The organism is Zoogloea sp. LCSB751, from assembly GCF_002028455.1.
Classification (GTDB): Bacteria; Pseudomonadota; Gammaproteobacteria; order Burkholderiales; family Rhodocyclaceae; genus Zoogloea.
Genome location: NZ_MWUM01000004.1, coordinates 47,466 through 68,311 on the forward strand (window position 1 = coordinate 47,466; position 20,846 = coordinate 68,311).

Consider the following 20,846-nt stretch of genomic DNA (forward strand, 5'->3'; position numbering starts at 1 on the left):
AGATCGGAGCACATCTCCACAATGTCTTCACTACACTCTCCCAAATACAAAGTACCGCAACGATCACAATGCCCCTCACCACCCACTCAGGAGGGGGCTGTTCTATGCAAGGCCGTTTTTCGCCGAGCCCGACGACATGAACACCCCAAAATAGGGGGCGTGTAATGATAGGTCTGGGCTGCGACTGTAATATTACGGTCGTAATTTCCAGGGTCGCTGCTGCCGCCGCGTCCCCCCTCTGTGGACTACTGCCAGCCGAAGCGCCGGCTGTAGAAGGCCTTCATGGCCTGGGTCAGCACCATGTAGCCGGCCAGGATCGCCGCCAGGATGGGGAAGTAGGACCACGGCAGCGCCTGCAGCTTGAAGTAGTGGGCGACCGGCCCCATCGGGATGAAGACACCCAAGGCCATGATCAAGCCGGTGGCGATCATCAGCAGGCCCCCCGGACGGCTCTGCACGAAGGGGATCTTGCGGGTGCGGATCATGTGCACCACCAGGGTCTGGGTCATCAAGCCCTCGACGAACCAGCCGGACTGGAACAGGGTCTGGTGTTCCGGTGTGTTGGCGCCGAAGACGAACCACATGACCAGGTAGGTGGTGATGTCGAACACCGAGCTGACCGGCCCGAAGAACAGCATGAAGCGGCCGATGTCGGCCGGGTTCCAGCGCTGGGGATCGCGCACCAGCTCCTCATCCACGTTGTCGAAGGGAATCGCCACCTGCGAGAAGTCGTAGAGCAGGTTCTGCACCAGCAGGTGCATCGGCAGCATCGGCAGGAAGGGGATGAAGGCGCTCGCCACGAGCACCGAGAAGACGTTGCCGAAGTTGGAGCTGGCGGTCATCTTGATGTACTTGAGCATGTTGGCGAAGGTCTTGCGCCCCTCGACGACGCCTTCCTCCAGCACCATCAGGCTCTTTTCGAGCAGGATGATGTCGGCGGCTTCCTTGGCGATGTCCACCGCCGTGTCCACCGAGATGCCGATGTCGGCAGTGCGCAGGGCCGGCGCATCGTTGATGCCGTCGCCCATGAAGCCGACCACGTGGCCGTTGCCCTTGAGCGCGCGGACCACCCGTTCCTTATGAGCGGGCGTCAGCTTGGCGAAGATGTCGTGGGTCTCCACGGCTTCGGCGAGCTGGGCGTCGTCCATGCGCTCCAGGTCGGAGCCGAGCAGCACCTGCTGGGTCGGCAGGCCGACCTCGCGGCAGATCTTGGCGGTGACCAGCTCGTTGTCCCCGGTCAGCACCTTGACCTTCACGCCGTGGGCGAACAGGGCGTTGAGGGCCGGCTCGGTGGATTCCTTGGGCGGATCGAGGAAGGCCACGTAGCCGATCAGGGTCAGGCCGGCCTCGTCGGCGACACCGTAGGATTCCTTATTGGGCGGCAGCTCCCGCGCGGCGACGGCCACCACCCGCAGGCCGTCCTCATTGAGGTCGGCGGTCACCTCGCGCACGCGGGCCAGCAGCTCGGGCGTCAGCGCCTCGTCGGCCTCGCCGTGGCGGACCCGGGCGCACACCGCCAGGATCTCCTCGACGGCGCCCTTGCAGATCAAGAGGTGGTGGGATTCGTGCTCGGCAACGACCACCGACATGCGACGGCGCTGGAAGTCGAAGGGGATCTCGTCCACCTTGCGGAAGTTGCTGGCCGGGTTGAGTTCCCGGTGCACCTCGGTGTGCTCCAGCACCGCCACGTCGAGGAGGTTCTTGAGGCCGGTCTGGTAGTAGCTGTTGAGATAGGCCGCTTCCAGCACGTCGTCCGACTCCTCGCCCCACACGTCGGTGTGGCGGGCCAGGAAGATCTTGTCCTGGGTCAGCGTGCCGGTCTTGTCGGTGCACAGCACGTCCATCGCGCCGAAGTTCTGGATCGCGTCCAGGCGTTTGACGATGACCTTCTGGCGGGACAGGATCACCGCGCCCTTGGCGAGGGTCGAGGTGACGATCATCGGCAACATCTCGGGGGTCAGGCCGACTGCGATGGACATGGCGAACAGGAAGGCTTCGGTCCAGTCGCCCTTGGTGAAGCCGTTGATGAACAGCACCAGCGGCGACATCACGAACATGAAGCGGATCAGCAGCCAGGCCACCTTGTTGACGCCGGCCTGGAACTGGGTCGGCGCGCGGTCGGTGGCCGTCACCCGCTGGGCGAGGGCGCCGAAGTAGGTGCGCGCGCCGGTACCGACGACGACGGCAGTCGCCGAGCCGGAAACCACGTTGGTGCCCATGAAGACGATGTTGTCCAGCTCCAGCGGATTGGTTGCCGACAGGTCGCGCAGGCGTGCGAACTTCTCCACCGGCAGGGATTCGCCGGTCATCGCGGCCTGGCTGACGAACAGGTCCTTGGCCGCCAGTACGCGGCAGTCGCCGGGAATCATGTCGCCGGCCGACAGGGCCACCAGGTCGCCGGGCACCAGCTGGGCGATCGGCACTTCCTCCCGGTGGGCCGGATGGACGTGCAGCTGGACGTCGAAGTAGCGGCGGGCGTCTTCGGCCGCGTCCTCGCTGAGGTCGCGGCGGATCACCGTGGCGGTGTTGCTGACCATCGCCTTCAGCTTGTCGGCGGCGATGTTCGACTTGCGCTCCTGCCAGAAGCGGATCGCCACCGACAGCACGACCATGGTGCCGATCACCAGGGTGGCCTTCATGTCCTCGGTGACGTAGGAAATGACTGCCAGCAATGTGAGGAGCAGGTCGAAGGGGGTCTTGTAGCAGTGCCACAGGTGCAGCCACCAGGGCAGCGGCTTTTCCTGCTCGACCTCGTTGAGGCCGACCTGTTCGCGGATCAGCTCGGCCTGGGCGGCGCTGAGGCCGTCGGGATGGCTGTCGAGCTGCTTGAGCAGCACGTCGGGCGTGCTGCGGGCCGCCGCCGCCAGGGTCTGGGCGAGAGACGGCGGGACTTCGCGGCTGACCGTGGTGCGCGACAGGCTGTCGAGCAGCGCGAGACGGCGGAAATGACGGCCGAAGCCGCGGCTGCGGACGAAGGCCGCAAAGAGTTCCTTGAGAAACGTGAGACGCATGGAAACCTCCCCCCGTGTTCCTTCCTTCCTGGAACGCGGAATGGCAGCACGCCTGCCGGCGATGGGCAAGGCGTGGTACTGACGACTGGGAAGCGGTGGGGGAAGGCCGAGAACCGGCTTTCCGGCGCCACTACCCGCCTTGTTCAGGCAAAGGTAGTGGCAGGGCGTGACGCTGCGGTTACCTTGCCAAAGTGTGTTCGATCATGGATCGACTACCAGGACAGTCCACAAGGACACCCCCACAAAATTTGACAGGCGAAATTTAACAGTTCCAATGAACGCTGGCAATATCCTATCCAGGGGGATAGGATATGGGCACTATGTCGCTACACACATCCCACCCTGAAGTCCTCACCCGCCTGAAGCGCGCCCACGGTCACTTGAAGAGCATCATCCAGATGCTCGAAGAAGGCCGAGGCTGCCTGGAGGTCGCCCAACAACTGCAGGCCGTTGAAAAAGCCGTTGCCAACGCGAAACGAACACTCGTGCATGACCACATCGACCACTGCCTGGAACATGCGGTCAGCGAGGGCACGCAGAGCGCGGACGACACCATCCGCGAGTTCAAGGCCATCACCAAATATCTCTAAGGCACAGTCCTCTCATGACGGAGTTTTCTACGCTTCTGCAAACGGGGGCCGCAAACGCATGGCTGTTCATCCCCAGCGCGATCTTTCTTGGGGCCTTACATGGTCTTGAGCCGGGCCACTCTAAGACCATGATGGCCGCGTTCATCATCGCGGTGCGCGGCACGGTAACTCAGGCCGTTCTACTGGGTTTGGCTGCAACACTTTCCCACACGGCAGTTGTGTGGGTCATTGCCCTTGGCGGCATGTACTTCGGGCAGCAATGGAATGCGGAAGCCAGCGAACCCTACCTGCAGATTGCCTCCGCGGTGCTGATTGTCGGTACTGCGTCATGGATGATCTGGCGTACCGTACGACAAGAGCGCAGTTGTTTTCACGATCATGACCATGAGCACGGCCATTCCCATGACGAGGTAAAGCGCATCGATACCGGCCATGGCGTTGTCCGCCTGGAAGTTTTCGAGGACGGGGTGCCGCCACGCTTCCGCTTGCGTCACGACGGCAAACGCGGACACGCCTGGGCGGCCGACCAGATCAGGATTGAAACTGAGCGCCCGGATGGTCACCGTCAAACTTTCAGCTTCGTACAGCGGGATGACTTCCTGGAGTCGGAGCAGGAGATCCCCGAGCCCCATGAGTTCATCGCACGCCTGCACTTGGGGCACGGGCATCACAGCCACGACTACGACGTCGAGTTTGCCGAACACAACCATCACGCCATCCAGGACTACGCAGGGTTGGATGTTTCGGCCCCCGGCTACCAGGATCCGCATGAACTGGCTCACGCGAACGACATCCGCCACCGCTTCGCCAACCGGGATGTGACGACCGGACAGATCATCGTGTTTGGCCTGACTGGCGGACTGATTCCCTGCCCAGCATCGATCACCGTTCTCCTGCTCTGCCTGCAACTCAAGCAAATAGCACTCGGTGCGACTCTCGTGCTGGGTTTCAGCATTGGGTTGGCGCTCACCATGGTGGCCTCTGGCGTCCTAGCGGCCATGAGTGTCAAGCACATATCGAAACGGTGGAATGGTTTTGGTGGGTTCGCGCGCAGGGCACCGGTCATGTCCGGTGCATTGATTCTGATGGTCGGCGTCTATGTCGGGTTTCAGGGGATCCAGGCACTGGCTTGATCCCCAACCCAAGGAATTCTGAATGAACGATTTGAGAGAAGTTGCTGAGCTTGATGAAGAGAGCTCTCCCGAAAGGGAGGCGGCAACCAAGCGTTGCACCTGGATCAGCGTAATCGTCAATATTGCGCTGACAGTAGTGCAGGTGCTTGCCGGCTTCCTCTCTGGCTCTCAAGGCCTGATTGCCGACGGCGTGCACTCCCTGTCCGACCTCATTGCTGATTTCGTCGTCCTCCTGGCCGTGCATCACAGCAAGAAGGAGCCTGATGCTGACCACCACTACGGGCATCAGCGTTATGAGAATGCGGCCTCCTTGGTACTGGGTGGCCTGCTATCCGCAGTCGGTGTCGGAATGGTGCTGTCGGCAGTGCATAAACTGCAGACACCCGAGTCCATTCCCACCGTGCATTTGCTTGCGCTCTGGGTGGCACTCGCTGCCCTGATCGCCAAGGAGGTGCTGTTCCGTTACATGCTGAAAGTGGCCAAGCGCGTGCGCTCCAGCATGCTTGTCGCGAACGCTTGGCATGCCCGTTCCGACGCAGCCTCATCCCTGGTGGTAGGGATCGGCATCGCCGGCAATCTGCTGGGTTTTGCGCTGCTTGATCCGATTGCCGCCCTGGTAGTTGGATGCATGGTCAGCAAGATGGGATGGAGCTTCATGTGGGATGCCCTGCATGACCTCACGGACCGGGCTGCCGACGAAGAGCAGATCGCTGGGATCTCAACAACGCTGCTAGCCACGCCCGGCGTGCTGGGGTTTCATGAACTGAGAACACGCAAGACCGGCGACATGATCCTGGCAGACGTTCATCTGGAAATCGATGGAAGCCTGACCGTTACCGAGGGGCATGACATCGCCAAGCTAGCCCGCGTCAACGTGATGGTCAAACATCCTGTGCTGTACCTGCTCGTCCATGTCGATCCGGTGATACCGCACGAATGACCACGTGCCAACAACGCTAAGTCGGGAAGCAGGTCGGTCGATGTATGAGGCCAAACGGGCCGGTGACGGCTGAACGCAGTCGCCTCATCCGGAAGAACGCGGCATCGGCTTCATACGCGCCGATGCCGCTGCAGGTCAGCTCTCGCCCTCTGGGCTTGACGATGGATCACCCGTCTCCGGCGAGGCAGTCAGATCGCTGGGCGCGGCCGCTGACTCCGAAATCTCCTTCTCTCTCAGTCTCCTTACCCGATCTTCCTGGATCCCTTGCCAGAAGATCACCACCTCCATGCGCTGATTCGACGCCAAGTACGCCCAATACTTGAACCGTAGATCGATGAGTGTGAAAAGCTCTTCGTAGAAGGGTGCCAGTTCCCGCGTCGTCATGAGGCCCGCCTGCAAGTCCCAGTAGAGCTGCAAGCCCCTCTCATGTAGTTCGCGGGAGGATATCTCTTCAGATTGCGCCACCAGCAGCAGCGTGGTCACCAACGCCTCGAAGTTACACATTTCCAAAAGTGTGTTTTCGTCTGCCTCTTCGAAGGCTTTGAAACGTGGTTCCTGTTCCTCCCCACGAAGCTCTGCTTCAAAGAGCAAAGCGCGGACCTGGGGAGACAGTGCTCGCATCTCCGCCTCGATGGCGCGTCGGTCAAGTCTTTCTCTCTTGAGCAAGGCCCAAATCGGACTACGAAACCAGGCCGCGGTACCCGGGTAGTGAGTCTCGGCTTGATCAATCACATTCCTGGGGCCCGGTTTGTCTTTTGGGACCTTGGCCCCTCGTTCGTAGCCGTCCCACTTCCGCGGGCGTGCGACATCAGACGCACGCTTGCGCACACGCTCGCCGTCGAGAGCCATCTCGATCGCGTAGGCAGACGGTAAGCCCGACCGTAGTTTGACTGCGTGAAACCACATGCGTGTTCTCAGCTGATCAATGGGATCAGTGGGTGGGCGGCCGCGGCCCCGGGAATCGATTAGCGGCGTCGTCATATGCCATTGTCTCTGGAGTACCAAAAACTGGATTATGAGAGCGGGTGGAGAAAATTGCGACAAGTGGGAACACTGCGTGACATCGCGCTTCCGTACACGCTTTCTCTCATGCCATGACGACGACTATCGAAAATGAATCGCCCGAGGCTTGTGACCCCCTCCGCCAACAGTTGCGAGAGTCCCTGCTGCGTTTGCATGGACCTTTGATGGGGGGGCAGGAGTTGATGGCCGCACTAGGACATAAGTCCGCGGCCTCCATGCGACAAGCGAAGCGGCGCGGGCAGATCAGCGTTGTCTTGTTTTCTGTCCCGAACCGACGAGGCCTCTTTGCACTTACGCAGGACGTAGCTGATTGGCTAACGCAAATACGCTGCAAGCCCACCAAAGGAGACCTCGCTATTTAGCAGCGCAATTTTTTCATCCTGAAACGCAAACGCCCGGGGAGGCTGCCCCGGGCGTTGCGCACGCTACTTACTGCTGTGAGTCTTGGCGGACTACTGCAGTAGTATCGGCGGCGCTCGCCCCATCGTCAAGGTCGAATGTGGTCTTGGCGATTGGGGAGGCGTGCGGGATGGCCACGCCCTCACCCGACCAGCTCTGTCGGGTGTTTCCGAGAAAGGAAATCCGCCATGCGGCTCCCGGTACACCAGCAGCGAGACATCGCGCGCATGCATTTCTACGATCCAACGCAGTCCAATCGAGCCATTGCGCGTGGGCTTCATCTGTCACCCAATACCGTCGGCACACTCCGCGGCAAGATTGTCGAATCCGGGCTCACCTGGAATGAACTTCGAGACTTGGACGACGACCAATGGACCTCAGCACTCGACACCAAGAATCATTCGATCGCACAACGCAAGTTGGCGCCGGACTGGGAATGGGTCGATCAGCAAATGCAAGCCGAAGATGCCACTTTGAATCAAGTTTGGCTTGAGTGGCGAGCGCAAAGTCCGGATGGCATTGGATTTACTCAGTTTTGTACGCAATACAAGACTTGGAAGCGTGCGCAGCATATCGTGATGCGCCAAGTGCATGAGCCGGGAAACAGTTTGTTTGTCGATTTTGCCGGGCGAACGGTTGAGATTCGTGACCCTAACGGGGGGCCATCTTCGTATGCCCAGATATTCGTGGCGGCCCTAGGGTATTCCAGTTTGACTTACATCCAGGCTGTTTTCTCTCAAAGAATAGAGGACTGGATTCAATGTCACATTGATTGTTTTGCGTACTTGGGCGGGGTGCCGGAATGGGTTGTACCAGACAACCTCAAGGCTGCTGTACTGCGAAGAATGCGCGATGAGATCATCATCAATCCAGCTTACCGTAGCTGTCTTGACTACTATTCGACAGCGCCAAGACCAACCGGCGTGCGTAAGCCCAAGCACAAATCCAAGGCGGAAGTGGCGGTTAAGATTATCCAAAGGGGAATCATATTCCGTCTTCGTAATCACGTCTTTTTCAGTTTGGAAGAACTGAATGCTGAACTTTGGAAAGGTATGGAGGCGCTTAACCGGCATCCGTTCAAGAACATGCCGGGTTCTCGAATGGAGCGCTTCACAGAAGTCGAAAAGAACAAACTCAAACCTCTTCCCGACTTCCCATACGAGCTCTGCAATTGGCGTTATCGCGTTCGGGTGGGAGATGACTATCATGTCGCACACGGTCGAAGCCACTATTCAGTTCCGCACACCTTGCGCGGCGAATACGTAGATCTGAGGTATACCTCGACGATGTTGGAAGTCATGCATCGCAATCGAAGAGTTGCATTGCACGAATTGCTCAAGGAGCCCGGCGGTGTGTCAACAAAGGATGAACACAGGCCAATCGCTCACATTCGCGTTCTTGAGGGAGAGCCGAAAGCGTTGTTGACCTGGGCGGTGTCGGTTGGTGGAAAAACGGAAGAGATGATTCGCTATCATCTTGAATCCCGGAAAGACATGACCAATGGCCTCAAGGCCGCTCGACGGATTCGCAGTCTTGCCCATTTACACGGTGATTCGCGAATTCAGGAAGTGTGCGCTTACGCGCTCGCTTTGAATCTGACGGCGCTCCGGAGTATCGAATCGATTATCAAGCAATCCGCAGACAAGCAAGAGCTCGTTAAGGAAAATCTCACCAGCTCGCTTCCCAATCACGAAAATGTTCGTGGCGGTGATTATTTCGAGGTGCAATCATGACAGGCATTGTTAGCCGCACTATCGCCCAACTTCGTGCATTGAAAATGAATTCGATGGCTGGGGCCTATGAACTTCAACTCCAACAGCCCAAGTTACATGAAATTGGCTTTGACGAACGTTTTGCTTTGCTGGTCGATCAGGAGGCAAACGAACGTGAATCAAGGAAACTCACCCGTTTTGTGAGGGAGGCGGGATTTCCTGACAGGGCAAACCTCGAAGACATTGAGTATCGTCCTGAACGAGGCCTCGAAAAGCAGAGAATCGCATCGCTCGCAAATTGCGAATGGGTCAGCAAGCAACTTAACGTAATCATTCTTGGTTCGACGGGTGTTGGAAAGACTTGGCTCGCTTGTGCATTTGGAACGCAAGCGTGCCGCCTTGGATTCACTGTTGCGTTCTTTCGTGCAAGTGATTTGTATGAGCAAATATCCACCGCCATCCTAGATGGATCTTTAGCAAAGCTCAGGCAAAATTTGCATAAGCCATCATTGCTTATTATTGATGATTTCGGGCTAGGGCAGTTGACGTTACAGACAGCCCAAGTGCTGCTTGACGTTGTCGACCATCGCGCACGCAAAGGATCCCTGCTTATTACAAGCCAATTCCCCACTACGCAATGGCACGATCTCTTACCCGACAAAACACTTGCAGACGCCATTCTGGACCGGATCGTCCACCAGTCGCATTGTCTCACCTTGAAGGGCGAGTCCATGCGCAAGGTGAACGGGCGTAAGCGCCTGGAGGCAACATGATCATGGTGCCGTAGCGTATGCGCATGACGCCGTGACCGGTGCTCACGACGCCGGTCCGCTGTTCATGATCACCGTTGGGTGTGATCAGTTGCTATCAAGGCGGCTGATCACGTCCTACCGGACGGAGTGCGCATGACTGCCCGAAATCTGCAAGGAGAGAATCCGACGTATCTGAAAGTCCATGAACGCCTCGGCAAGGGCGCGACGCGCATCGTCTCGGCCTACATCCGCGAGTGGCGCGAGCGTCAGGCGCTGGGCGCAACGCTGAATCGCCACCCGCTCTTCGGCAACTGGCCGGAAGCCCTGCAGCTCAAGGCCAAGAGCCTGTTCGACGCCCTCCTCGCCCTGTCTGCCGAAGGTGCTGCCGCCGCAGAAGAAGCACTAAAGGTGCAGTTTGGGCAGCGCACCGCGGAGTTGCAGCAGATCACGGACGAGGCACGTCAGGAGTGCGCTGACGCTCAGGACAGACTGCGCAATGAGCGTGCCGAGACCGCGCGCCTGATAACCGAACTGGAAGCTCTCAGGGAGGCCGAACTGGCCCGCGAGGCCATGATCACGGATCTGCTTGCCCAGCGGGATCAGCACGTGGCGCAGATTGCCGAAAGCCAGCGGCAGGCCCAAAACCTGCGCGACGAACATCGCCTGCACGTGATGGAGCTCCACGTGCAGGCTGCGGCGGAACGCAATCGTCTGGTCGACGAGTTGCGCATAGAACGGGAACGTGCCGCCGGCGAGCGGGAACACCTGATGCGGCAGACAGATCAGCTGCGTCAGGATCACGCGGCCGCAGTACAGGAGTTGAGGCAACGCGCGACTGTGCTGGAGAGCAGTCTTGTCGTCCAACGGAAAAAAACCGAGGAGTCAGAAGTCCGTGGGGATGGCCTGGCCGCCCAAGTGCGTGAACTCGAGAGCGGTGTTCTGACGCGAGACCGGAGCATCGCCGATCTCCGGACAGAAATCGCGACGCAGCACAGCAGGTTGCTGGAGCTGACAGGCACGAGCGGCGGGCAGGCTGCCCGCATCGAAATCCTCGAGCAGCATCTCCAACGGGAGACTGCAAGGTCGACAAGTGCTGAAGCCCGCATCCAGGAGCTTCTGGTGCAACGCATCGCTACGCCGACCAATGTCCCGACCGCGTCTGACAAGCAGGCGTAATGCGTTACTGCAGGCGGGGCGGTGGTCCGGTCAGGGATTGGTTGTGGATTAACAGATCCTCGAAATCGACTGCCGGTACAGGCCTGGAGAACAAATAGCCCTGCATTTCGTCGCATTTGCAGGCCTTCAGGTAATCGCGCTGCACAACGGTTTCGATGCCTTCTGCCACCACCTTGAGTTTCATGCGGTGGGCCAGTTCGACGATGGAGACTGCGATCAGCCCTGACTCCGGGTCCGCCGTGATGTCCCGAACGAAGGATTGATCGATCTTCAAGGCGTCAATGGGAAAACGGCTCAGATAACCGAAGCTCGAATAGCCGGTGCCGAAGTCATCCAGCGATAGATTGACACCCAGTCCCTTCAGTCCATGCAGGACCTCGATGGTGTGCAGCGGATCGTCCATCAACATGCTTTCCGTCAGCTCGAGCTCAAGACTCCCCGCCGGGACGCCGTGGCGGGCCAGTGCATCGCTGACGACGTCCAGCAGCTTGCCGGAATGGAACTGGCGGGCCGACACGTTAACGGCCACCCTGCCCCAGGCGCCGAAGCGCGCCTGCCAAGCATGCAATTGCCGGCAGGCATCATCGATTACCCAGGTACCGATGGCAACGATGAGCCCCGTCGCCTCGGCCATCGGAATGAAGCTGCCCGGCCCATCCACCCGATCGCCCCGCGGCCAGCGGATCAGCGCTTCGGCGCCGGTGATGCGGCCATTCTGAAGATCCAGCTTGGGTTGGTAATACAGCGCGAATTCCTTGCGCCCGATCGCTCTGCGCAATGCCGCATCCAGTTCCAGCCGGGCAATGGCGTCCGCATTCATAGCGGCGGTGTAGAAACAGAAACGATTGCGTCCCTGAGCCTTGGCCTGATGCAGCGCGGTGTCGGCGTCCCGAAGCAGCTCGTTGGCGGTTTGTCCATTGTCGGGGAAGATGCTGATCCCAATGCTGGCGGTGATGTACAGTTCCGTTTCCTCCCCGAACCGGAACGGTGCCTCCAGCGCTGACAGAATGAACTGCGCCGCCTCCGCTGCGGTATCCGGGCTCGTCACCGACTCGAGGATCAGCAGGAACTCATCGCCTCCCAGGCGGCCGAGCGTGTCTTCACTGCGCACTCTGCCGCGCAAGCGTCGGGAAGTCTCCAGCAACAGCAGATCACCGGCCCGATGGCCAAGGCTGTCATTGATGATCTGAAAATGGTCCAGATTGATGAACAGCAGCGCCACCCGGTTGCTGCCCCGCCGCGCATGATCCAGGGCATGCTCCAGGCGGGACTGCAGCAGCAGGCGATTGGGCAGTTCGGTGAGCGGGTCATAGTGTGCCAGGTGCGCGAGCTGTTCCTCGCTGCGACGAACCTGGCTGATGTCGGTCAGCAGCCCCACGTAATTGGCAGTCTGCTGATGTTCATCAAGGACCCGCGATATGGTCATCCAGCACGGATACAGCTCGCCGTTCTTGCGTCGGTTCCACAGCTCCCCTTGCCATTGCCCGCTCTGGATCAGGCTAGTCCACATGGCCTGGAAGAACTCCGGACCGTGGCGGCCCGAGCGGAGCATGTTGGGATTACGGCCGAGCACGTCAGCTTCGCTATAACCGGTGATGTCCACGAAAGCGCGATTCACGGCAAGCAGGACTCCGCCCGCATCGGTGATCATCACGCCTTCCCGTGCGCTTTCGAATACGCTCGCGGCCTGGCGTAGTCGCGCCTCCCGTTCGAGCAGGGCCGCCTCTGCCGTCTTGCGTACGGTGATGTCTTCGACAACGGCTATGAAGTACTCGGGGGCACGTAACGCGTCGCGGACCAACGTCACGGTCAGATGGGTCCAGATCTCGCTGCCGTCCTTGCGGATGTAGCGCTTGTCGAGATCGTAACTGTCGATCTCGCCAGCAAGTACGCGTCGAACCAGAGCTTCGTCCATGCCCAAGTCGTCTGGATGGGTGATGCGCTGGAAGTTCAGTCGCAGCAATTCGTCCCTCGGATAGGCGACGATGTCGCAGAGCTTCCCATTGACCCGCAGCCATTGGCCATCCGGCGCCACGTGTGCGATGCCGACAGCTGCTTGTTCGAAGGTCGCCCTGAAGCGTTCCTCCAGATTCTGCAGCCGTGAGCCCACCCGCTGCCGTTCGCGCAGCAGGCCGGCCACGCGGGCCTGGACTTCGTTTGTCGAGAAAGGCTTATGAATGTAGTCCTGGACCCCGTGCTGCAACAGTTTGCTGCGCAGTGCGTCATCTGCCTTGGCGGTCAACATCACGATGGGCGTGTCGTCGAGCTGCGGGTAGCGTCTGATCTCTTCAACCAGTTGGTCGCCGCTCATGCGCGGCATCATCACGTCGGACAGGATAAGGGCGGGAAGCAGATCCAGCGCCATGTCCAGCCCGATCTGGCCGTCGAAGGCACTCGCAGTCTTGTAATGCTCCTTCAGCGAACCGACGATGAAAGCGTGCATGTCAGGATTGTCCTCGACGACGAGGATCAAAGGTGCCGTCGACGGTGCAGCGGTCATGCCAGGAGGGGGCGACCTCTGCACGGCATCCTCGACGTAGGCTGCCATCAGCTCGGACGTGTCCGTATCGTCCCCTGCGGTCGACAGCCCACCTGGCGCGATCATGGGAAGGAGCACGGAGAACAAGGCTCCGCCCTGGGACGCCGGGGAGACCGCAATGCTGCCCTTGTGCAACAGCACGAACTCCTTCGAGATCGCAAGGCCGAGACCGGAGCCGCCATGGCGACGCCCCGAACCATCGTCGAGCTGACGAAAGCGCTCGAAAACCTGCTGCCGCATCGGCTCCGGCACGCCCGGGCCGCTGTCGGCCACCTGGATCAAGGCCCGATCTTCCTGCACTTGCAGGCTGACCATGATCACACCACCGTCGGGGACAAACTTGAATGCATTCGACAGCAGGTTCAGCAGCACCCGTTCGCACTTTTCCGCATCGGCCTCAACTCCGAGTGTCGGCGGCGTATCGACCCGATACTCAATGCAGCGATCAGCCGCTACCGTATCGAAATGGGATGCCACCACACGTACCAGGCGCACAAGGTCGAAGCGTACGTAACGAAGCCCCATGCGGCCGGCATCGAGCCGCGCAATATCGAGCAGATTGTCTACCTGACGATGCAGCAGACGGGCATTGCGCAACACGACACTGAGCTTGTGCCGCTCGTCTTCATTCAGATGTGGGGAGTCGAGAAGGCCGGTCAACGGCCCGAGAATGAGCGTCAGCGGCGTACGTAGTTCGTGGCTGACATTGGAAAAGAATTGCGTCTTCAACTCGTCGAGCTCCAGCGTCTTCTGGTAAAGCTGGTCGAGTTCTTCGTTCGCGCTCTTCAACTGCGCACTGGCTTCGGCTACCTCGCGGGAACGGGCGAAAACCTCGGTCTCCATGCGCAGGGCCCGCTGGCGCAGGCTGTCATTGAGTCGTCCATCTTCAATGCCCTGCTGCTTGAGGCGCACGAATTCGGTTACGTCCTCAACCCGATGGATGATGTAGGCGAGCAGCCCGTCCTCGCCTGTCACCGGCGTGTTAAGCGGACTCCAGTAGCGTGACTCGAAACCGCCGCCCTCCTCTGCCGGACGTCGGATATCGTACTTCTGAACGGGCATGGCATCCGGCTGGCCGGTCTGCAAGACCCGTTTCAGTGAGGCCCTCAGATTACGAACGCCTTCAGCTGCGGGATCGCCGGGGTTGTCCGGAAAGACGTCGAAGATGTGCCTGCCCACAATGTCGTCCCGGCGCGTCATCGTTGCCCGCGAATAGGCTTCATTGACGGCAATGATCCGCAAGTGCTGGTCGAGAACCAGATAGAGACCCGGTGCGGCGTGAAACAAGCGCCGGTAATCAGGCTCGGGTTTCGCGACGTTTTCGCTAGCGTCCATGGCATACCCCTGCTCGCGTCGCATCTAGGCAAAGCGGTCGCACAGACATGTGGCCGCCGATCAGGCTCTAGCAGGCTACACTGTGGGTACTGACAAGCAGAGTGAAATACTCAACGCAATAGGGATTGGGTATTTCACACTTCCAGCGTGAAATACCCATTTTGGGTTATTGGGGTGCAACAGACGGCTTGCGGGCAATCAGGCCTATCAACGCAGAACGCCCCTTGTGGCCGCTCCCTTCCGTAATGTCCTCCTCGTATTCGACGAGTTCCTCGATTTCCCAACCGACGAAGGCTTCCCGCAGGATCTCTTCCGAGTAGAGGTTTTCTACAGCAGAGGGCCCGCCCGTTCCGTACTCGAGCTGCTTCGGCGTATAGCCCTGCAGCAGGATCCGCCCGCCGGGCCGGGTTAGTTGCTTCAAGACCTCAAACTGCCGCTCACGCCATTCAGGGCCAACGAACTGGATGAAAATCCCGATGACCCAGTCAAAATGCGCCTTCAACTCGGCCGGTGGCCAACCCGGCGCCAGCATGTCGGCCTGCAGGAAACGTACATCCACCTTCTTGCCGATCGCCAGACGCCGGGCCTTTTCCACGGCCACCGCAGAGATCTCGATGGCAGTCACCTCCAGCCCCTGCTCAGCCAGCCACACCGAGTTCCGCCCCTCCCCGTCCGCCACCGACAGCGCCCGGCTGCCGTCCTGCAGGCGCCCTGCCCGACGGGCCAGAAAGCGGTTGGGTTCGGTGCCGAACAGGTAGTCGTCACCGGCATCCTGGTAACGCTTGCTCCAAATGCTCTCTTGATTCATCGGACTGTCCTCCAAGGAAATGAGTGACTCGATCTTCCAGGGCATCGATCTGCCCATCCGAAGGGAGTGCGTGGCACCGCATAAAGTTCACGCGACACAGATTCTCGCCAAATTTGGCCTAACTTTACGAACATCTCTCTATTTCTGCTGTCGACTGAGCTTCTGGAAGCATGTAGCTTGTGTCCTTCCGCAACACCCCGCATTCCCTGGAGTAATACAGTGAAGAACAGCTTGATCCGGTCCTTGCTGGCCCTTGCCTTTGCCACGCCAGTCCTGTGCTCGGCACCGGCGATAGCCCTGGAGGCATCGGCAACGCAGCGTCTCGCCCCAACTACCGAACAGGCCCAGACCGCCTATCTGAGTGCACAACTGCTCGGACGATATCACTACAAGACCCAGCCCCTCGACGACGCCCTGTCCGAAAAGATCTTCAACCGCTATCTGAAGGCCCTGGACCCCGAGCGCCTGTATTTCACCCAGACTGACATCGACTCCTTTGCCGATGCGCGGACGCTGCTGGATGACGCGATCCAGCGTGGCAATCTGACGATTCCCTTTGCGATCTTCCAGCGCTACGAGCAACGCTCCGCGGAGCGTCTCAAGAAGGCTCGGGACCTGCTCAATCAGAATTTCGACTTCAGCTTAAACGAAAGCTACCCTTACATGCGCGACAAGGCGCCGTGGCCGAAGGACGAAGCCGAAGTCCAGGACCTGTGGCGCAAGCGGGTCAAGAACGACTGGCTGCGCCTAAAGCTCGCCGGCAAGGACGACAAGTCCATCCGCGAGACCCTGATCAAGCGTTACGACAACTATCTGGCCCGCGCATCGAAGAACAAGAGCGACGACGTGTTCCAGATATTCATGAACGCCTTCGCGATGTCCATCGAACCCCATACCAATTACCTGGGGCGCAGCGCTTCGGACGACTTCGATATTTCCATGCGCCTGTCGCTGGTAGGCATCGGTGCCGTGCTGCAGGAACGCGACGACTACATCACGATCCGTGAGCTGGTGCCAGGCGGTCCGGCAGCCCGTTCCGGAAAGCTCGCCGTCGGCGACCGCATCGTCGGCGTAGCCCAGACGGAAGGCCCGGTGGCGGACGTGGTGGGATCGCGGGTCGACGAGGTCGTCAAACTGATCCGCGGCGCCAAGGACACCAAGGTGACCTTGGACATCCTGCCAGCCGAAGCCGGGCCGGATGGCAAGCACAAGCTGGTCTCCCTGCTTCGGGACAAGATCAAGCTGGAGGAACAGGCGGCCAAGAAGTCGGTGATCAAATCGGGCGACGGGGCGTCTGCCCGTCGCATCGGTGTCATTACGCTGCCGACCTTTTACGAAGACTTCGAAGGCCGCCGCAAGGGCGACAAGGACTATCGCAGCGCCAGTCGCGATGTCGCGCGCCTGATCGATGAACTCAAGAAGGACAAAGTGGACGGCCTGCTCTTCGATCTGCGCAACAACGGCGGTGGCTCCCTGCGCGAGGCGGTGGAGCTTACCGGCCTGTTCATCGACAAGGGGCCGGTTGTTCAACAACGCCGGACGGACGGCAAGATCGGTATCGAGAGTGACGAGAACCCCGGCGCGGCCTGGGATGGCCCGATGGCCGTGCTGATCAACCGGGGCTCTGCATCGGCCTCCGAGATCTTCGCCGCGGCGCTGCAGGATTACGGCCGTGCGCCGATCATCGGCGAGCCGAGCTTCGGCAAGGGCACGGTCCAGACTCTGATCAATCTCGACGAAATCGCCAAGAACAGCAAGCCCAAGTTCGGTGAGCTGAAGATGACCGTCGCCCAGTTCTTCCGCGTCAATGGTGGGACGACCCAACTCAAGGGCGTGACCCCGGACATCCGCTTCCCGTCTGCGTCCGATACGGACGCCTACGGCGAGTCGAGCTATGACAACGCCCTGCCCTGGGTGCAGATCGATGCGGCAAGCTTCAAGCCGGCCGGCAACCTGAAGGAAGTGATCCCGACGCTGCAGACCCGTTATCAGGCGCGCATTGCCGCAGACAAGGATTTCCAGAGCCTGCTGGACGATATTGCCGATGTGCGGCGGCAGCGGGAAAGCAAGTCGATTTCTCTTAACGAAGCGGAGCGTCGCAAGGAAAAGGAGACGCGGGAAAACCGTCTCAAGCAGCGCGAGAAGGGCGACTTGAAGGGCAAGCTGGCAGCCTTGCGGGATGATGGCCTGCAGGCCGGCGAACGCAGCCTCGCGGCCGACCTGGCAGCAGAAAAGGCACGCAAGGATGTGAAGGATGTGCTGTTGGACGAGGCTGCACGGATCGTTGCCGATGAGGCCGATCTACTGTCGGGCAACGCTCAGATTGCAATGCGCAACCGTGGAGGACCGTCTCCCGTCGTGACCCGCTGATCGGGGCCTGATCCGTTCTCGCACCACCTGTACGTGTGGTGCTTTTTTTTGCCCCCCGGAAGCGCAAAGTGGCGGCTCCCATGGGAGTCGCCACTTGGGTACTGCCTTGCGTGCCCGGGCACGCGACGGACGGCTTACTTGTTGACCGCGTCCTTGAGCTTGGAGCCGGCGGAGAACTTCGGCTGCTTGGAAGCAGCAATCTGGATCTCTGCGCCGGTCTGGGGGTTGCGGCCCACGCGGGCGGCGCGCTCGCCAACGGCGAAGGTGCCGAAACCGACGAGGGTCACGCTTTCACCCTTGGCCAGGGTTTCGGTGATGATTTCGGTGAGGCTGTCCACCGCGCGGCCAGCGTCAGCCTTGGTGAGACCACTCTTGCCAGCCAGTGCATCGATCAGTTCAGTCTTGTTCATAGCTCGTCTTTTGTAGTGAAAGAAATGGGTGGATACAGGAGCTGCGACAGGTGACGCATTGCGCCCGCAGCGCTCTACACACCCGCGGGCGGTAGCTTACCCTGCTCTTTTCCGCCTGTGGCACGAATCTCAAGGTTTTACGCGCTTTTCAACAGATTTTGAGTCTTCCGGGCGGCATCTCAGGCGTCCGCAAGCTCTTTCAGGCGTTCAAGAGCTTCATCGATACGGTCCACGGCGAAGACCTGCATCCCCGCAATATCCTGTTTGGGGGCATTCGCCTTTGGTACCAGCGCCATCGTGAAACCGAGTTTGGCCGACTCCTTCAGGCGCTCCTGGCCCCGCGGAGCAGGCCGGATTTCGCCGGCCAAGCCCACTTCGCCAAACACCACCAGCTGTCGCGGCAGGGGCCGGTTGGTCAGCGAGGAAACAATTGCCAGCAGCACTGCAAGGTCGGCCGCCGGCTCGGTGATCTTCACCCCACCGACCGCATTCACGAACACGTCCTGGTCGAAGCACACCACGCCGGCGTGACGATGGAGCACGGCCAGCAGCATGGCCAGCCGGTTCTGCTCCAGACCAACGGACAGACGCCGGGGACTTGGGCTATGGGCGCTGTCCACCAGCGCCTGAATCTCCACCAGCAGGGGCCGCGTTCCCTCCTGTGTCACCAGCACGCAGGAGCCCGGCACCTGCTGGCCATGCTGGGACAGGAAGATCGCCGATGGGTTGGAAACACCGCGCAGCCCCTTTTCGGTCATCGCGAAAACACCCAGCTCATTCACCGCGCCGAAGCGGTTCTTGAAGGCCCGCACCAAGCGGAAGCTGGAGTGGGTGTCGCCTTCGAAATACAGCACGGTATCGACGATGTGCTCGAGTACCCTCGGCCCCGCCAGCGTGCCGTCCTTGGTCACATGGCCGACCATGATCAGTGTGCTGCCCCCTTGCTTGGCAAAACGGGTCAGCTGGGCGGCGCATTCGCGTACCTGGGCGACGGAGCCTGGAGCGGAGCCCAGGGTTTCCGAGTAGATGGTCTGGATGGAATCGATGACCGCCACATCGGGCTTGACGTCGCGCAGGCTGCCCAGAATGCGTTCGAGATTGATTTCCGGCAGCAACTGCAAACCGCGGGCGTCGAGCTGCAACCGTGCCGCGCGCAGCGCCACCTGCTCGGCGGATTCCTCACCGCTTACGTACAGCGCGCGCAGATGCTCGGAAAGCAAGGCCAGGGCCTGCAGCAGCAGCGTGGACTTGCCGATTCCGGGGTCTCCACCGATCAGCACGACGCCGCCGGGTACCAGGCCACCGCCCAGCACGCGGTCGAACTCCTCAATCCCGGTCGGCACCCGTGCAGATTCCCGCGGTTGAATGTCGGCCAGGGTTTGAAGGCGCCCGGAGTCGCCGGCCAGTGCAGAAAAGCGCCGCGCAACGGGTGCTTCCGGTTCAACGACCGATTCGACCAGGGTATTCCATGCGCTGCAATGCGGGCACTGGCCCTGCCAGCGCGGCGATTTGCCACCACATTCGGTGCACACATGCACCGTCTTGACCTTGGCCATCAACGACTCAAGCCCTTGACCTGCACCGGCACACGCGGCGCCAATGCGCAGAACAATTCGTAACTGATGGTTCCGGCCGCCGTAGCAACCTCGTCAGCAGCCAACCCGTCGCCCCACAGGGTGACCGGCGTGCCCACGCCAGCCTCCTCCAGATGGGTCAGATCACAGGCCAGCATGTCCATCGATACCCGGCCGAGCACGCGGGTCCGCCGCCCGCCGACCAGAATCGGCGTTCCGGTCGGTGCATGGCGCGGATAGCCGTCGGCATAACCGCAGGCGACGGTGCCGATACGCATCGGCCCGTCGGCCGTGAATGTTCCGCCATAGCCGACCTTGTCCCCGGCACGGATGCTCTGCGTCCCGATGATTTCGCTGCTCAGCGTCATTACCGGGCGCAGGCCAATGGCCTCGGCGGTCTGCTGTGCCGGCATTGGCGAGCCGCCATACAGGATGATGCCCGGGCGGGTAATCTGCCCTGCGGCCTCGGGAAACCTCAGGAGCGCAGCAGAATTGGCCAGGCTCACCGGCATGCCCAGGCCGCCAGTCAGGCTGCGGAACACGCTGAGCTGGCCCGCGATGCCCACCTCGTCGTCGGCGCGGGCGAAGTGGGTCATGGGGGTGATGAAACGGACGCACGGCAAGGACTGCAGCCTGGCCAGCGCGGCGCCGAAATTGTCGGCGGTGAACCCGAGCCGGTTCATGCCCGAATTGATCTTGAGCAGCACGTCGAGGGGCGCCTGCGGACGCGCCCGTTCCAGCATCTTGAGTTGAGCCTCACCGTGAATCGCCGGAGTCAGCCCAAGCTCCAGCACCTCCGCCAGGTCGGCCGGTTCGAAGAAACCCTCCAGCAGCGCAATCGGCTGCTGCAGCCCCGCCTCCCGCAGCCTGCGCGCCTCTGCGATGTCCAGCAACGCGAAGCCATCAGCAATATCGCCGAACGCTGCGATGGCGTTCTCCAGACCGTGACCGTAGGCATTGGCCTTGACGACGGCGAAGGCCTTCGCGTTACCGGATCGATTTTTTGCGAACAGATAGTTATGGCGCAGAGCCTCGAGGTTGATCGAGGCACGTATGGGACGGGGCATGATGTTT

At 60.6% G+C, this 20,846-nt stretch carries 14 protein-coding genes; 7 read left to right on the forward strand and 7 right to left on the reverse strand.

The features are described from left to right. Positions 1–245: 245 nt before the first annotated feature. Entirely contained in the window at positions 246–3,011 is a 2,766-nt protein-coding gene (gene mgtA, locus B4920_RS06105; protein ID WP_079433736.1) for a magnesium-translocating P-type ATPase, read from the reverse strand. A 320-nt stretch (positions 3,012–3,331) separates the two neighbouring features. Here mgtA and B4920_RS06110 point away from each other — a divergent pair, with 320 nt between their 5' ends. From B4920_RS06110 to B4920_RS06120, 3 genes are read left to right on the forward strand one after another with little or no spacing between them, the layout of a single operon-like run. Continuing rightward, positions 3,332–3,601, forward strand: a complete 270-nt coding sequence (locus B4920_RS06110) for a metal-sensing transcriptional repressor (RefSeq protein ID WP_079433737.1) — start codon at positions 3,332–3,334, stop codon at positions 3,599–3,601. A 14-nt stretch (positions 3,602–3,615) separates the two neighbouring features. Then, complete coding sequence (locus tag B4920_RS06115; RefSeq protein WP_079433738.1) at positions 3,616–4,734, forward strand: nickel/cobalt efflux transporter; 1,119 nt, start codon at positions 3,616–3,618, stop codon at positions 4,732–4,734. Between the two features lie 22 nt (positions 4,735–4,756). Then, a complete protein-coding gene (locus B4920_RS06120) occupies positions 4,757–5,674 on the forward strand; it encodes a cation diffusion facilitator family transporter (protein WP_079433739.1) in 918 nt (305 codons plus the stop codon). A gap of 135 nt (positions 5,675–5,809) precedes the next feature. On the opposite strand, the gene B4920_RS06125 is transcribed toward B4920_RS06120, so the two are convergent. Further along, positions 5,810–6,523: a hypothetical protein gene (locus B4920_RS06125; RefSeq protein ID WP_139379440.1), complete on the reverse strand. Its 714-nt coding sequence runs from the start codon at positions 6,521–6,523 to the stop codon at positions 5,810–5,812. 800 nt (positions 6,524–7,323) lie between these two features. On the opposite strand from B4920_RS06125, the gene istA reads away from it, so the two are divergent. From istA to B4920_RS06145, 3 genes are all read left to right on the forward strand, one after another. Continuing rightward, the gene (gene istA / locus B4920_RS06135) at positions 7,324–8,829 is read left to right on the forward strand and encodes an IS21 family transposase (RefSeq protein ID WP_254050849.1); all 1,506 of its coding nucleotides are present in this window, start codon (positions 7,324–7,326) and stop codon (positions 8,827–8,829) included. Continuing rightward, complete coding sequence (istB, locus tag B4920_RS06140) at positions 8,826–9,581, forward strand: IS21-like element helper ATPase IstB (protein ID WP_079433742.1); 756 nt, start codon at positions 8,826–8,828, stop codon at positions 9,579–9,581. Before istA ends, istB begins: the two co-directional genes overlap by 4 nt. Before the next feature lie 132 nt (positions 9,582–9,713). Continuing rightward, positions 9,714–10,736, forward strand: coding sequence for a DNA-binding protein (locus B4920_RS06145; protein WP_079433743.1), 1,023 nt, complete (start codon positions 9,714–9,716; stop codon positions 10,734–10,736). Between the two features lie 4 nt (positions 10,737–10,740). Here B4920_RS06145 and B4920_RS06150 read toward each other — a convergent pair whose 3' ends face one another. Both B4920_RS06150 and B4920_RS06155 read right to left on the reverse strand, forming a co-directional pair. Continuing rightward, a complete protein-coding gene (locus B4920_RS06150; RefSeq protein ID WP_161493248.1) occupies positions 10,741–14,610 on the reverse strand; it encodes an EAL domain-containing protein in 3,870 nt (1,289 codons plus the stop codon). 166 nt (positions 14,611–14,776) lie between these two features. Further along, entirely contained in the window at positions 14,777–15,418 is a 642-nt protein-coding gene (locus tag B4920_RS06155; RefSeq protein WP_079433935.1) for a cyclopropane-fatty-acyl-phospholipid synthase family protein, read from the reverse strand. A gap of 219 nt (positions 15,419–15,637) precedes the next feature. Between B4920_RS06155 and B4920_RS06160 the strand changes: the two genes are divergently transcribed. Continuing rightward, a complete protein-coding gene (locus B4920_RS06160) occupies positions 15,638–17,788 on the forward strand; it encodes a carboxy terminal-processing peptidase (RefSeq protein WP_254050850.1) in 2,151 nt (716 codons plus the stop codon). 134 nt (positions 17,789–17,922) lie between these two features. Here B4920_RS06160 and B4920_RS06165 read toward each other — a convergent pair whose 3' ends face one another. From B4920_RS06165 to alr, 3 genes are all read right to left on the reverse strand, one after another. Further along, the gene (locus B4920_RS06165) at positions 17,923–18,198 is read right to left on the reverse strand and encodes an HU family DNA-binding protein (RefSeq protein ID WP_079433745.1); all 276 of its coding nucleotides are present in this window, start codon (positions 18,196–18,198) and stop codon (positions 17,923–17,925) included. 179 nt (positions 18,199–18,377) lie between these two features. Next, positions 18,378–19,754: a DNA repair protein RadA gene (gene radA, locus B4920_RS06170; protein WP_079433746.1), complete on the reverse strand. Its 1,377-nt coding sequence runs from the start codon at positions 19,752–19,754 to the stop codon at positions 18,378–18,380. Beyond that, positions 19,754–20,839 carry an alanine racemase gene (gene alr, locus B4920_RS06175; RefSeq protein ID WP_079433747.1) on the reverse strand — a complete coding sequence of 362 codons (1,086 nt, stop codon included), beginning with the start codon at positions 20,837–20,839 and terminating at the stop codon, positions 19,754–19,756. Before alr ends, radA begins: the two co-directional genes overlap by 1 nt. Positions 20,840–20,846: the final 7 nt, after the last annotated feature.